The organism is Streptomyces sp. NPDC044719 (assembly GCF_056433405.1).
Window position 1 is genome coordinate 331,465 of record NZ_JBWKHE010000006.1, and the last position, 13,705, is coordinate 345,169.

Annotated in this window: 10 protein-coding genes; 4 read left to right on the forward strand and 6 right to left on the reverse strand. The window is 70.0% G+C overall.

The window, feature by feature from the left end:
• Positions 1-96: 96 nt before the first annotated feature.
• The 4 genes from AC07DF_RS25070 to AC07DF_RS25085 all read left to right on the forward strand — a co-directional run bounded on the left by AC07DF_RS25070 (position 97) and on the right by AC07DF_RS25085 (position 4,925).
• Positions 97-1,344, forward strand: a complete 1,248-nt coding sequence (locus tag AC07DF_RS25070) for a sugar ABC transporter substrate-binding protein (RefSeq protein WP_478975441.1) — start codon at positions 97-99, stop codon at positions 1,342-1,344.
• 2 nt (positions 1,345-1,346) lie between these two features.
• Positions 1,347-2,249 (forward strand): carbohydrate ABC transporter permease, encoded by a 903-nt coding sequence (locus tag AC07DF_RS25075; protein WP_478976231.1) that lies wholly within the window; start codon positions 1,347-1,349, stop codon positions 2,247-2,249.
• Positions 2,246-3,082 carry a carbohydrate ABC transporter permease gene (locus tag AC07DF_RS25080; protein ID WP_478975444.1) on the forward strand — a complete coding sequence of 279 codons (837 nt, stop codon included), beginning with the start codon at positions 2,246-2,248 and terminating at the stop codon, positions 3,080-3,082. The genes AC07DF_RS25075 and AC07DF_RS25080 overlap by 4 nt, the downstream gene beginning before the upstream one ends.
• 61 nt (positions 3,083-3,143) lie before the next feature.
• A complete protein-coding gene (locus AC07DF_RS25085) occupies positions 3,144-4,925 on the forward strand; it encodes an amylo-alpha-1,6-glucosidase (protein WP_478975447.1) in 1,782 nt (593 codons plus the stop codon).
• On the opposite strand, the gene AC07DF_RS25090 is transcribed toward AC07DF_RS25085, so the two are convergent.
• From AC07DF_RS25090 to mreC, 6 genes are all read right to left on the reverse strand, one after another.
• Positions 4,879-6,849, reverse strand: a complete 1,971-nt coding sequence (locus AC07DF_RS25090; protein ID WP_478975450.1) for a TIGR03960 family B12-binding radical SAM protein — start codon at positions 6,847-6,849, stop codon at positions 4,879-4,881. The genes AC07DF_RS25085 and AC07DF_RS25090 overlap by 47 nt on opposite strands.
• A gap of 87 nt (positions 6,850-6,936) precedes the next feature.
• Entirely contained in the window at positions 6,937-8,442 is a 1,506-nt protein-coding gene (locus AC07DF_RS25095) for a CYTH and CHAD domain-containing protein (protein WP_478975454.1), read from the reverse strand.
• 54 nt (positions 8,443-8,496) lie between these two features.
• Positions 8,497-9,699: a rod shape-determining protein RodA gene (rodA, locus tag AC07DF_RS25100; RefSeq protein ID WP_478975457.1), complete on the reverse strand. Its 1,203-nt coding sequence runs from the start codon at positions 9,697-9,699 to the stop codon at positions 8,497-8,499.
• Positions 9,696-11,942 (reverse strand): penicillin-binding protein 2, encoded by a 2,247-nt coding sequence (gene mrdA / locus AC07DF_RS25105; RefSeq protein ID WP_478975460.1) that lies wholly within the window; start codon positions 11,940-11,942, stop codon positions 9,696-9,698. The genes rodA and mrdA overlap by 4 nt, the downstream gene beginning before the upstream one ends.
• 76 nt (positions 11,943-12,018) lie before the next feature.
• Positions 12,019-12,690: a rod shape-determining protein MreD gene (gene mreD / locus AC07DF_RS25110; protein ID WP_478975463.1), complete on the reverse strand. Its 672-nt coding sequence runs from the start codon at positions 12,688-12,690 to the stop codon at positions 12,019-12,021.
• 13 nt (positions 12,691-12,703) lie between these two features.
• Entirely contained in the window at positions 12,704-13,651 is a 948-nt protein-coding gene (gene mreC / locus AC07DF_RS25115; RefSeq protein ID WP_478975466.1) for a rod shape-determining protein MreC, read from the reverse strand.
• Between the last annotated feature and the right edge of the window lie 54 nt (positions 13,652-13,705).

Genomic DNA, 13,705 nt, shown 5'->3' on the forward strand with positions numbered 1-13,705 from the left:
TCACACGCCCGGACGCTCATCAGTGCTGTTCGGCGTGCCCACTTCCAGCAGCGCCCCCGCCTCGGCACCCGCATGCCCGACACAAAGGACCCCGCGATGAACAGCTTCTCCAGACGGCGCCGCCTGACCGCCGCGGCCCTGACCGCCCTGGCCGTCGCCACGAGCGCCACCGCCTGCGGCTCCGGCTCGGCAGGCACCGGGTCGAAGGCGGCGAACGACGGCACGTACACGATCTGGGACCCGTACCCGCAGTTCGCCAAGGGCTCCGCGTGGGTGAAGCTGCTGGACGCCTGCGGCAGCGAGGCCGGAGTGAAGGTCAAACGGACCGGCTTCGACACCAGCGACCTGGCCAACAAGACGCTGCTCGCCGCCCAGCAGGGCAACTCCCCCGACGTCCTCATCGTCGACAACCCGGTGGTTTCGACCCTCGCCGAGGCGGGCGTGCTCACCACCACCGACGACAGCCAGCTCGACACCTCGGGCGTGGACCCCAACCTGCTCGCGGCCGGCCAGTCGGGCGGCAAGACCTACGGCACCCCGATCGGCGCCAACACCCTCGCCCTCTACTACAACAAGAAGGTCCTGAAGGCAGCCGGGGTGGACATGGCCACCGTCAAGGACTGGCCGTCGCTGACGGCGGCGCTGCGGAAGGTCAAGGAGGCCGGCAAGAAGGGCATCACCTTCTCCGCGATCGGCACCGAGGAGGGCAGCTTCCAGTTCCTGCCGTGGTTCTGGGGCTCCGGCGCGGAGCTGACCGACATCGACTCGCCCGCGGCCGTCTCCGCGCTCTCCCTCTGGAAGGACTGGCTGGACAAGGGCTACGCCCCCAACTCGGTGCTCAACAACACCCAGACCACCAGCTGGCAGGAGTTCGCGACCGGCGACTACGCCTTCGCGGAGAACGGCACCTGGCAGCTCGCGGCCGCCAAGAAGGCCGGCTTCGACTTCGGTGTCCTGCCCATCCCCGCCGCCCGGGGAGGCAGCGCCGCGGCCCCGACCGGCGGCGAGTTCGTCACCGTCCCGGTGCAGGGCGACACCGGCCGCTACGCCACCACACGCAAGCTCGCGACCTGCCTGACCAGCACCAAGAACCTGTACGACACCGACACCACCCTCTCCTACGTCGCACCCACCGCCGAGGTCCAGAAGAAGCAGGTGGCGACCGACCCCGACCTCGAGCCATGGGTGGACGCGGTCAAGTCGGCCAAGGGCCGCACCAGTGACGACCTCGGCACGAAGTACCCGAAGATCTCCGAGCAGTTGTGGAAGGCCGTGCAGTCCGCCCTCAGCGGCTCCAAGTCGCCGAAGGACGCGCTCACCACCGCCCAGTCCGCGGCCAAGTGACCATGGGCCGGGGCCTTCCGACGATCCACACGAGACAGTGGGCCGCCTGGGCCTTCCTCACCCCGGTGACGCTGTACCTCGTCCTCTTCTACGCCTATCCGCTCTACCGCAACCTCGACCTGAGCCTGCGCGACTACACCGTCCGCTCCTTCGTCCAGGGCGACGCGCCCTTCACCGGCATCGCGAACTACCGGACCGTCCTCGACGACCCGACCTTCGCCCCGGCTCTGCTCCACACCATCGTGTTCACCGCCGTGTGCCTGGTCTTCCAGTACGTCATCGGCCTGGCGCTCGCCGTCTTCTTCAACCAGCACTTCCGGCTCTCCGCCACCCTGCGGGCGCTGTTCCTGGTGCCCTGGCTGCTGCCGCTGATCGTGTCGGCCTCCACCTGGTCATGGCTGCTCAACAGCGACTCCGGGCTGGTCAACGCCCTGCTGAGCACCGTCGGCATCGGCCCGGTGAACTGGCTGACCTCGCCGTCCTGGTCACTCACCTCCGTGATCATCGCCAACATCTGGATCGGCATCCCGTTCAACCTGGTCGTGCTCCACAGCGGCCTGCAGTCCATCCCGGCCGGGCTGTACGAGGCCGCCGCCCTCGACGGGGCAGGTCCCTGGCGGCGGTTCTGGAGCATCACCTTCCCGCTGCTGCGGCCGGTGTCCGCGATCACCCTGCTGCTCGGGCTGGTCTACACGCTCAAGGTCTTCGACATCATCTGGATCATGACCAGGGGCGGCCCGGCGGGAGCCTCCACGACCTTCGCCACCTGGTCCTACCAACTCGGCTTCGGCAACCTGCTGCCCGCCTTCGGACCGGGCGCGGCCGTGGGCAACCTGCTGGTGGTGGCCGCCCTGGTGTTCGGCCTGGTCTACGTCCGGGTGCAGAGAAAGCAGGCGCTGTCATGAGCCGGAACGGCACACGCGCCTGGGCGCGCACCTGGGCAAGGACGGCCATCGGCGTCCTGCTGACCGCGATCATGCTCTTCCCGGTCTACTGGATGCTGAACGTGTCCCTCACCCGCGACCAGGACCTGCGCAAGAGTCCGCCGGACCTGTTCCCCGCCCACGGCACCCTGGCCGGCTACCGCGCCGTCCTCGACGAGCAGTTGCCCTACCTCGGCACGAGCCTCGTCATCGGCCTGGGCACCGTCGCCCTGACCGTGGCCCTGTCCGCCCCCGCCGGCTACGCGCTGGCCAAACTGCGCCCACGCGGCGGCGGAGCACTGAGTTTCCTCCTCCTGACCGCCCAGATGATCCCCGGCATCATCATGGCGATGGGCTTCTACGCCATCTACCTCCAGCTCGGCCTGCTCCAGTCCGTCCCCGGCCTGATCGTCGCCGACTCCACCCTGGCCGTCCCCTTCGCGGTACTCATCTTCACCGCCTTCATGTCCGGCATCCCCGACGAACTGCTCCAGGCGGCGCTGACGGACGGCGCCGGTCCCTGGCGCACCTTCCGGTCGATCGTCCTGCCGATGAGCCGCAACGCCGTCGTCACCGTGTCGCTGTTCGCGTTCCTGTGGTCCTGGTCCGACTTCGTCTTCGCGAGCACCCTCGTCAACGGCGGCGCGCGCGAGCCGATCACCCTCGGCATCTACCACTACATCGGCAACAACAACCAGGAGTGGAACGCCATCATGGCCACCGCCGTCGTGGCCTCGCTGCCGGCCGCCGTCATCCTCGTCCTGGCCCAGCGCTATGTCGCTGCCGGTGTGACGGCCGGCGCGGTCAAGGACTGACCCGGTGCGGTCGAGGACCGGCCTCCCGCACGATCCCTGCTCGAGAAACGAGTGCCCCTTCATGACCGCCGACCGCTCCGGCCCGGCCTTCTCCGTCCAGGACATCCCGTTCAGCACGTACGGGTCCTGGTTCGACATCTCCCCCGTGGTGGCGGAGAAGACGTACGCCGACGACCTCCACCTCGTCTCGCACCAGAACGGCATGCACGCCGTCCTGAGCCTGACGCCCCTCGACCGGGTGACGGGCGAGCGGGCCGAGACCCGGGTGGAGGCCAGCCCGGCCCTGCTGAGCTGGATCGGCGTCAGCAGGGCCGGTCGCATCGACCTCACCTACGAGTCGCCGGACACCGTCCGCCTGCGCGGCACGGCACTGCCGCTGCGCGTCTCCGCCTCGGCCCGCACCCTGACCCCCTTCAGCGGCACGTACTTCTTCCGCGACGCGGCCACCGAGGCCTACGTCTTCACGTCGTACGAGACCGGCCGCCGCTACCGCGTCACCGTCCTGTCCGGCACGGTGACCCACACCCACGGCGACCAGACCCTGGGCACCGCCGACCGCGGCCTCACGGTCACCGCCGGCCCGGACGGCTCCTGGGAGATCGCGGTCGAGGAACTCGACACGGCCCGCCCGCCGTACGTACCGGCATCACCCTTCGGCAAGATCCTCGAAGCCGCTCGGAACGCCTTCGCGGACTTCGTCGACGCGGTGGCCCCCTGGCGTACCCCGGCCGCCCCGGCCGCCGAACTCGCCGCCTACGTCCTGTGGTCCGCGACCGTACGCCCGGCCGGACTGGTCCCCCGGCCCGCCGTCCTCATGTCCAAGCACTGGATGGACAAGGTCTGGAGCTGGGACCACTGCTTCAACGCCCTGGCCCTGGCCCCCGGCTGCCCCGAACTCGCCTGGGACCAGTACCAGCTTCCCTTCGACCACCAGGACGAGACCGGGGCGCTCCCCGATTCGGTCACCCACTCCGAGGTCCTGCGCAACTTCGTCAAACCGCCCATCCACGGCTGGACCCTCGGCCACCTGCGCCGCCGCCTGCCCACACCCCCCGACCGCACGGAACTGGCAGGCACCTACGACCGGCTGGAGCGCTGGACGACCTTCTGGCTCACCGCCCGGCGCACCCCCGGCGCGGCACTCCCCCACTACCACCACGGCAACGACAGCGGCTGGGACAACGCCACCACGTTCGACCCCGAACGCGTGGTCGTCACCGCGGACCTGGCCGCCTTCCTCGTCCTCCAGCTGCACGAACTGGCCGCCCTGGCGAACCACTTGGACAGACCCGACGACGCCCACCGCTGGACACGGACCGCCGAGGCGACCCAGGCGGCCCTCCTGGACGAACTCTGGACCGGCGACCGCTTCACGACCCGGGGCGTCCACAGCGGGAACACCTGGACCGGCGCCGGCCTCCTCGACCTGATGCCCATCGTGCTCGGCGAGCACCTCCCCGCCGAGATCAGCACCGTCCTGGCCGACCGCATCGCGGCCCACCTGACCCCGCACGGCCTGGCCACGGAGCTGCCGACCTCACCGCACTACCTCGCCGACGGCTACTGGCGCGGCCCGATCTGGGCCCCCGCCACGGTCCTCATCGAAGACGGCCTGCGCCGCGCCGGCCACCACCGGCTGGCAGCCGACATCAGCACCCGCTTCCGCACCCTGTGCGAAACCCACGGCTTCGCCGAGAACTTCGACGCCTTGACCGGCACGGGCCTACGGGACCGCGCCTACACCTGGACCGCCGCCGGCTACCTCCTCCTCGCGGAGGCAGCCGCCGACGACACACTCAGTGCGCGTGCCCGCTCGACGCAGGCGCCGGACCGGCGTTCTTGACCGTCAACGGCAGCAGCTTCTTCCCGGTCGGGCCGATCTGGATCTCCGTGTCCATCTGCGGACACACCCCGCAGTCGAAGCACGGCGTCCACCGGCAGTCCTCGACCTCCGTCTCGTCGAGGGAGTCCTGCCAGTCCTCCCAGAGCCAGTCCTTGTCCAGGCCGGAGTCGAGGTGGTCCCAGGGGAGGACCTCCTCGTAGGTGCGCTCGCGGGTGGTGTACCAGTCGACGTCGACGCCGAACGGCTCCAGGGCCTTGTCGGCGCACGCCATCCAGCGGTCGTACGAGAAGTGCTCGCGCCAGCCGTCGAAGCGGCCGCCGTCGTCATAGACCGCGCGGATGACCGCGCCGATGCGGCGGTCGCCGCGGGAGAGGAGGCCTTCGACGATGCCGGGCTTGCCGTCGTGGTAGCGGAAGCCGATGGAGCGGCCGTACTTCTTGTCGCCGCGGATCTTGTCCCGCAGCTTCTGCAGCCGGGCGTCCGTCTCCTCGGCGGAGAGCTGCGGGGCCCACTGGAAGGGCGTGTGCGGCTTGGGGACGAAGCCGCCGATCGAGACCGTGCAGCGGATGTCGTTGGAGCGGGAGACCTCGCGGCCCTTGGCGATGACCTTGGTCGCCATGTCGGCGATCTGGAGGACGTCGTCGTCGGTCTCCGTGGGCAGGCCGCACATGAAGTACAGCTTCACCTGGCGCCAGCCGTTGCCGTACGCGGTGGAGACCGTGCGGATCAGGTCGTCCTCGGAGACCATCTTGTTGATGACCTTGCGGATGCGTTCCGAGCCGCCCTCGGGGGCGAAGGTGAGGCCGGAGCGGCGGCCGTTCCTCGTCAGTTCGTTCGCCAGGTCGATGTTGAAGGCGTCCACGCGGGTGGAGGGGAGGGACAGACCGATCTTGTCCTCCTCGTAGCGGTCCGCCAGGCCCTTGGCGACGTCGGCGATCTCCGTGTGGTCCGCCGAGGACAGGGACAGCAGGCCCACCTCCTCGAAGCCCGTCGCCTTCAGGCCCTTGTCGACCATGTCGCCGATGCCCGTGATGGAGCGCTCGCGGACCGGGCGGGTGATCATGCCGGCCTGGCAGAAGCGGCAGCCGCGGGTGCAGCCGCGGAAGATCTCCACCGACATGCGCTCATGGACCGTCTCGGCCAGCGGGACCAGGGGCTGCTTGGGGTACGGCCACTCGTCGAGGTCCATGACGGTGTGCTTGGAGACCCGCCACGGGACACCGCTGCGCTTGGGTACGACACGGGCGATCCGGCCGTCCGGGAGGTACTCGACGTCGTAGAAGCCGGGGACGTACACCCCGCCCGTCCGGGCGAGGCGGAAGAGGAGCTCCTCGCGGCCGCCGGGGCGGCCCTCCGCCTTCCAGGCGCGGATGATCGCGGTGACCTCGAGGACGGCCTGCTCGCCGTCGCCGATCACCGCGCAGTCGATGAAGTCCGCGATCGGCTCGGGGTTGAACGCGGCGTGCCCGCCGGCCATGACGATCGGGTCGTCCAGGCCGCGGTCCTTGGACTCCAGCGGGATGCCGGACAGGTCCAGGGCGGCCAGCATGTTCGTGTAGCCCAGCTCCGTGGAGAAGGACAGGCCGAACACGTCGAAAGCCTTGACCGGCCGGTGGCTGTCCACCGTGAACTGCGGGACGGCGTGCTCCCGCATGAGCTCCTCGAGGTCCGGCCACACGCTGTAGGTGCGCTCGGCGAGGACGCCCTGCTGCTCGTTGAGGACCTCGTAGAGGATCATGACGCCCTGGTTGGGCAGACCGACCTCGTAGGCGTCCGGGTACATGAGCGCCCAGCGGACGTCGCAGGACTCCCAGTCCTTGACCGTGGAGTTGAGTTCTCCGCCGACGTACTGGATCGGCTTCTGCACATGCGGGAGCAGAGCTTCGAGCTGCGGGAACACCGACGCAGCGACTTCGGCAGGCATGTCGCGCACCTTCGTGAGCTGGACTGTACTGACAGGGGTGACCATCCAGCCTAACGTGACCGCGGGGCGTCCTCGTACGCCCGAGGCTCAGAGGCTCGCCGCCCCGTCCTTGATCCCGTCCCAGAACCCGGGCAGTTCGGCCTCCACGCGCAGGGCCCGCTGCTCCTCGCGCTCGTGGAGCAGGCCGTAGGTGAAGGCGCTCTCCCCCGCCGCGTGGGCGACCGCCGACAGCTCGCGGAGGGTTCCCCGGGCCATCACGCTGTCCTGGTGCTCGCCGAGCAGGTTCTGCAATCCCTTCATGGACTTGACCAGGTTCTTGGCCGGTTTGCCGAGGGACGGTTCGGCCGCCTCCGCCGCGTAGCGGGTGCGCTTGGTCTTCTTGCGGGCGTCGTGGATCGCGATGTCCCGGTCGGTGCCGGGTCCCAGTTCCCGTGCCTGCTGGACCAGCCCGGTGACCTTGCGGAAGTCCTTCTTCACGGCCTTGGCGATCACCTTGCGGGGTTTCTTGCCGGCCGCCTCGCGCAGCGGCGGGTCGGCGATCAGCGCGTCCAGGGTGTCGAGCAGGGCCAGGTAACGGCGGGAGTCCAGGATGCCGAGGAGCCGGCCGCGGGCCCCCTCGTGCTCGGCGCTCGACCAGGTGAGCAGCCGCTCGGACACCGGTCCGCGGGTTAGGCCGGCGGGAAGTTCGTCGAGGGCCGCCGTCAGCCGTTCGGCCAGCACTTCGCGGTCGCGGTCCAGGCCCAGCTCGCCGGCCAGCCATTTCAGCTCGTCGCCGACCGGGTCGGTGACCTTCCGGTCGAGGACGTTGCCGAACGATTTGAAGGTGCTGCGCAGCCGTCGGGTGGCCACGCGCATGCTGTGCACGGAGTCCTCGGCGTCCCGGCGGACGGCCGGGTCGAGCTCGACGATCGCGTCGCGCTGGGTGCGCACATAGGCGAGCACATGGTCCCCGGCGGTCACCGGGTCCCCGGCGGGGGCGGACGGGCGCTTCTTGGCCGGCGCCGTCTCGGCGAGGGCGCGGGCCAGCTTGGACGCCGACGCCGAGGGCCGTACGCCCGCCTTGCGCAGCCGCTTCTCCACCTTGTCGAGCAGGGCCGGGTCGCCGCCGTCGGCGAGTTCCACCTCGATCTCGGTCCACTGCGCCTGGCCGCCGCCGGCCGTGAGCCGCTCGGCGTGTACGGCGTCGACCGCGACCTCGGCGAGGAGCCCTCCGTCGGCGTCGACGAGGTGGCGTACGTCACGGTCGGTGCGCAGCCGGACCACGGGCAGCAGCTCTCCGCCTCGGACGCGGGAGCGGACGAGCCCGGCGAGATCGTCGGGGAGGGTGTCGGAGAGCGGGGCGTGCAGCTCGTCGCGGACGCCCGGGGCGATCGGGAACTTCAGGTGCCAGCCCGCGTCGGAGCCGCCGGTGCGGCGGCGCAGGGTGACGGACGACGCGGCGAGGCGTTCGTCGACGGTGTCGTAGTAGGTGGCGTCGAGGTGGGCGACGCCCTTGTCGGCAACGGCCGCGACCCCGGCGACGCCGGTCAGGTCGGGAAGCCCGCTGTCCTCGGACTCGTATTTCCGCTCGATCTCGCGCTTGCTGTCCGCCATGAACCGAATCTAGTCGGCTCGGCGGCGGGGCGGCAGAGTGCCGCCCCGCCCGTGTCACGCCGACATCGGCCGCTGCACGCGGATCGACTGCAACAACCCGACCGCTATCCACACGGCGAACATCGACGAACCGCCGTACGACACGAAGGGCAGCGGCAGGCCGGTGACCGGCATGATGCCGAGCGTCATGCCGATGTTCTCGAACGTCTGGAAGCCGAACCAGGCGACGATGCCCGCGGCCACGATCGTGCCGTACAGGTCGCTGGTGTCACGGGCGATGGTGCAGGCCCGCCACAGGACGATGCCGAGCAGCAGGATGATCAGGCCGCCGCCGAGGAAGCCCAGCTCCTCGCCCGCCACGGTGAAGACGAAGTCCGTCTGCTGCTCGGGGACGAACTGGCCGGTGGTCTGCGAGCCGTGGAAGAGGCCGGAGCCGGTCAGTCCGCCGGAGCCGATGGCGATCCGGGCCTGGTTGGTGTTGTAGCCGACGCCCGCCGGGTCGAGCTCGGGGTTGGCGAAGGCGGCGAAGCGGGCGATCTGGTAGTCGTCGAGCACCCCGAGCTGCCATACGGTGACCGCCCCGAGGGTGCCCGCGCCGAGCAGGCCGAACACCCACCGGTTGGACGACCCGGAGGCGAGCAGCACGCCGAGCACGATGATGACCATGACCATGACCGACCCGAGGTCGGGCATGAGCATCACGATCAGCATGGGCACGGCGGCCAGGCCCAGGGCCTGCACGACCGTGCGGTGGTCGGGGTACTGCTTGTCGCCCGCGTCGACCCGGGCCGCCAGCAGCATGGCCATGCCCAGGATGATCGTGACCTTCACGAACTCCGAGGGCTGCAGGGAGAAGCCGCCGGGGAGCTTGATCCACGAGTGGGCGCCGTTGATCGTGGAGCCGAGCGGGGTGAGCACCAGCAGGATCAGCAGGACCGAGACGCCGTACAGGATCGGCACGGCCGTGCGCAGGGCGCGGTGGCCGAGCCAGATCGTGCCGGCCATCAAGGCCAGGCCGATGCCGGTGTTCAGCAGGTGCCGGATGAGGAAGTAGTACGGGTCGTCCTGGTTGAGTTCCGTGCGGTTGCGGGTCGCCGAGTAGACGAGGAGCGTGCCGAGCAGCGACAGGACCAGCGCCGACAGCAGGATCGGCCAGTCGAGCCGCCGCACCACGGAGTCACGGGCGAGGAGCCGGGTCCAGCCGGAGCGCTCGGGCCCGTAGCCGGAGACCTGGAAGCTGTTCACACCGCCGGTCATGTCGTCGGCCTCCGGCTTCCCCTGCGGCGCCGCCGCCTTCGGGTGTCACGGTTCTCGGGCGTCGGCGGGGCCGCCGTCGCCGGCTGGAGCGGGTCGGCCGGGGCCTTCGGGTCCTTCTTGCCGGCCTGCTGGTCCTTCGCCGGGTCCTTGGAGACCTTCGGGGAGGAGATGGTGCCGTCGGTCCTGACCTTCGGCAGGGCCTCCTGCGGGGTGGGCAGCAGGGCCTTCTTCTTGTCGATCTTGCCGTCCTCGGAGACGCCGTACAGCGCGTTGTAGATGTTGCGGACGGCGGGGCCCGAGGCGCCGGAGCCCGTACCACCCTGCGCGATCGTCATGACGATCGTGTAGTCCTTGGTGTAGGTGGCGAACCACGAGGTCGTCTGCTTGCCGTAGACCTCGGCCGTACCCGTCTTGGCGTGCATCGGGATCTTGTCCTGCGGCCAGCCGCCGAACCTCCAGGCGGCCGTACCGCGGGTGGCGACTCCCGCGAGGGCATCGTCTATCCGGTCGCGTGTCGTCTTCGACATCGGCAGCTTGCCGTGCGACTTGGGCTTGATCGGCGTGACGGTCTTGCCGTCGGCGCTGATGACGGCCTTGCCGACGGAGGGGTCGTAGAGGGTGCCGCCGTTGGAGATGGCCCCGTAGATGGTGGCCATCTGGATCGGGGTGACGAGGGTGTCGCCCTGTCCGATGGAGTAGTTGACGGAGTCACCGGCGCGCAGACGGTTGCCTTCGAGGCAGTTCTCGTAGGCGATCTTCTCGGCGTAGCTGCCGTTGCGCTTGCCGGTGCGGCACCAGACGTCCTTGTTGGCCTTCCAGTAGTCCAGCTTCCACTGGCGGTCGGGGATGCGGCCGGTGACCTCGTTGGGCAGGTCGATGCCGGTCTCCTTGCCGAGGCCGAACTGGTGGGCGGTCTTGTAGAACCAGTCGTTGGCCTTCTTCTTGGGCTTGGCGCCGCCGTCCTTCTTCCACTCCTCGTGGGAGAGCCGGTAGAAGACGGTGTCGCAGGAGACCTCCAGGGCGCGGCCGAGGCTGATCGGGCCGTATCCCTTGGACTCGAAGTTCTTGAAGACCTGGCCGCCGAGGTTGAACGAGCTGGAGCACTGGTAGGGGCCGTCGAAGGAGTAGCCGGCGTTGATCGCGGCGGCCGTCGGGACGACCTTGAAGATCGAGCCGGGCGCCGACTGGCCCTGGATCGCGCGGTTGAGCAGCGGGTAGTTGGAGCTCTTGCCGGTGAGCCGCGCGTAGTCCTTGGCGGAGATGCCGCCGACCCAGGCGTTCGGGTCGTAGTTCGGGTTGGACGCCATGGCGACGACGCGGCCGGTCTTGGCCTCCATCACCACGACGGCACCGGAGTCGGCCTTGTAGTTGGTGCCGGTGTTCCGGTCGTGCTGCTTGCGGGCTTCCTTCATGGCCTCGTTCAGCTGGTACTCGGCGATCCGCTGGACGCGCGAGTCGATGCTGGTGACGAGGTTGTCGCCCGGGTGGGTGGGGTCGGCCTCGGCCTGGCCGATGACGCGGCCGAGGTTGTCGACCTCGTAGCGGGTGACGCCGGCCTTGCCGCGCAGCGCCTTGTCGTACTGGCGTTCGAGACCGGAGCGGCCGACCTGGTCGGAGCGCAGATACGGCGAGTTGGTGTTCTGCGCCTGCTTGATCTCCTCGTCGGTGACGGGCGAGAGGTAGCCGAGGACCTGGGCGGTGTTGGCCTTGCCTGGGCTCGGGTAGCGGCGCATGGCCTGCGGCTCGGCGGTGATGCCGGGGAAGTCCTCGGCGCGTTCGCGGATCTGCAGGGCCTGCTTGGGCGTGGCCTCGTCGGTGATGGGGATCGGCTGGTACGGCGAGCCGTTCCAGCAGGGCTGGGGCGTCTCGGAGTCGCACAGCCGGACCTTGGCCATGACCTCCTTGGGCTTCATGCCCAGGACCTTGGCGAGCTTGGCGAGGACGTCCTTGCCGTCGTCCGGCATCTTCAGCAGGTCGGTGCGGGAGGCGGAGACGACCAGCCGGGTCTCGTTGTCGGCGAGGGCCACACCGCGCGCGTCCAGGATCGAACCCCGGACGGCGGGCTGGACGACCTGCTGGACGTGGTTCCCGGACGCCTCCTTGGCGTATGCCGCGCCCTCACGGATCTGGAGGTACCACAGGCGTCCGCCGAGCGTGAGCAGGAGGGAGAGGACGAGAACCTGGATGACGACGAGCCGGATCTGGACCCGTGTGTTCCGACCGGTCTCGGGAATGTTGGTCACGGGTGCTGCCTCCCCCTCTCCCTACGCGTACGAGTCCGTGATGACGTCTGTGATGACGGGATGAAGTCCCCTGCGTTCACAGCCGCTTGACCCCCTTGATGCGTCCGGCCCGCGCCATCCGGGCCCGGGCCGCCTTCACCCGCAACCCGTTCCGCTGGCTGCCGATCTTCAGGCCCGTACCACCGGAGAGCCAGCCGGAGGAGATGTCGGTGGCCTTGGAGGACGAGCCGGTGTCGGCGAGCGGATCGTTCTCGGCGCGCCGGGCCAGGGCCATGATCCCCGGCACGACGAACGGGGCGAGCAGCAGGTCGTACAGGGCGGCGGTGAACAGCAGGCTGCCCAGGCCCACATGGCGGGCGGCGGTGTCCCCGACGAGGGCACCGACCCCGGCGTACAGCAGGGTCGCGCCGACGGCCGCGGCGACCACCACGATCATGGGGCCGGTGGCGGACTTCAGCCGGCCCGTCTCCGGCTTCGCCAGGCCGGCGAGATAGCCGATGACGCACAGCACGAGGGCGTACCGCCCGGCGGCGTGGTCGGCGGGCGGGGCGAGGTCGGCCAGCAGGCCCGCGCCGAAGCCGACGAGGGCGCCACCCACATGGCCGTACACCAGGGCGAGGCCGAGGACGGTGAGGAGCATCAGGTCGGGCACGGCGCCCGGCAGGTGCAGACGGGCGAGGACGCTCACCTGGATCACCAGGGCGACGACGACCAGGGCGGAGGAGAGCAGGATCCGGTTGACGCGCATGAGGTGACAGCTCCTACTGCTCTTGCTGGTTCTGGCCGTCTGCGGGTGCCTCGGCGGACGGCGTCACGGTCACCGTCACCGTCGGCCTGGGGGTGGGCTTGGGTTTGGGCGGGAGCACCGTGTCGCGCGGGTCCTTCTTCGGGACCTCGACGACGACACCGACGATGTCGAGCTTGGTGAAGCTCGCGTACGGCGTGACATAGAGCGTGCGGGTCAGTCCGCCGCCGGACGGGTCGACACGCGAGACCACGCCGACGGGCACGCCGGGCACGAACGGCCGGTCGGCCTGCGAGCCGAAGGTGACCAGACGGTCGCCCTTCTTCACCTCCGCCTTGCCGTTGAGGAGTTCCACGCGCAGCGGGCGGTCGCCCTGCCCGGAGGCGAAGCCGAGCTCGTCGCCGGACTCCATCCGGGTGCCGACCGTGAAGTCGGGGTCGCTGGCCAGCAGGACCGTGGCGGTGTTGGGCCCGACGGTGGTGACCCGGCCGACGAGCCCGTCCCCGTTCAGGACGGTCATGTCGCGCTTGATGCCGTCGTTGGCGCCGGCGTCGATGGTGATGGTCCAGGAGAAGCCCTGCGCGGCCCCTATGGCGATGACCTGGGCGCCCTTGATGCCGTACTGGCCGGTGCCCGCGACCTTCAGCATCTTGTCGAGCTGCTTGAGGCGGCTGCGGCTGCGGTCGTCGCTGCCGAGCCGCGCCTTCAGGGCCGCGTTCTCCTCTTCCAGCACGGCGAGCCGGTCGTGCCGTTCGCCGGAGTCGCGGATGGCGGAGACCGCGTTGCCGACCGGGTCGACCGCGGCCGAGACACCGCTCTCGATCGGGCCGAAGACCGTAGCCGCGCCCTGCCGGGCACCGTCGACGGGCGAGTCCTCTCCACCGCGGATGTCCACCGTGATCAAAGCGAACGCGATGGCGATCAGCAGCACCAGGAGCAGCCGGCTCTCTCGTGTGTCCCTCACGTGCGGCGGCCGTGCCCTTCCTCATAGGAATTCGGGGAGCCCCAGGGAAACCCG

Excerpts from the sequence above, each read along its gene's own strand:
- AC07DF_RS25070 (WP_478975441.1), top strand. The coding sequence starts at position 97 with ATGAACAGCTTCTCCAGACGGCGCCGCCTGACCGCCGCGGCCCTGACC.
- AC07DF_RS25075 (WP_478976231.1), top strand. The coding sequence starts at position 1,347 with ATGGGCCGGGGCCTTCCGACGATCCACACGAGACAGTGGGCCGCCTGG.
- AC07DF_RS25080 (WP_478975444.1), top strand. The coding sequence starts at position 2,246 with ATGAGCCGGAACGGCACACGCGCCTGGGCGCGCACCTGGGCAAGGACG.
- AC07DF_RS25085 (WP_478975447.1), top strand. The coding sequence starts at position 3,144 with ATGACCGCCGACCGCTCCGGCCCGGCCTTCTCCGTCCAGGACATCCCG.
- AC07DF_RS25090 (WP_478975450.1), bottom strand. The coding sequence starts at position 6,849 with ATGCCTGCCGAAGTCGCTGCGTCGGTGTTCCCGCAGCTCGAAGCTCTG.
- AC07DF_RS25095 (WP_478975454.1), bottom strand. The coding sequence starts at position 8,442 with ATGGCGGACAGCAAGCGCGAGATCGAGCGGAAATACGAGTCCGAGGAC.
- rodA (WP_478975457.1), bottom strand. The coding sequence starts at position 9,699 with ATGACCGGCGGTGTGAACAGCTTCCAGGTCTCCGGCTACGGGCCCGAG.
- mreD (WP_478975463.1), bottom strand. The coding sequence starts at position 12,690 with ATGCGCGTCAACCGGATCCTGCTCTCCTCCGCCCTGGTCGTCGTCGCC.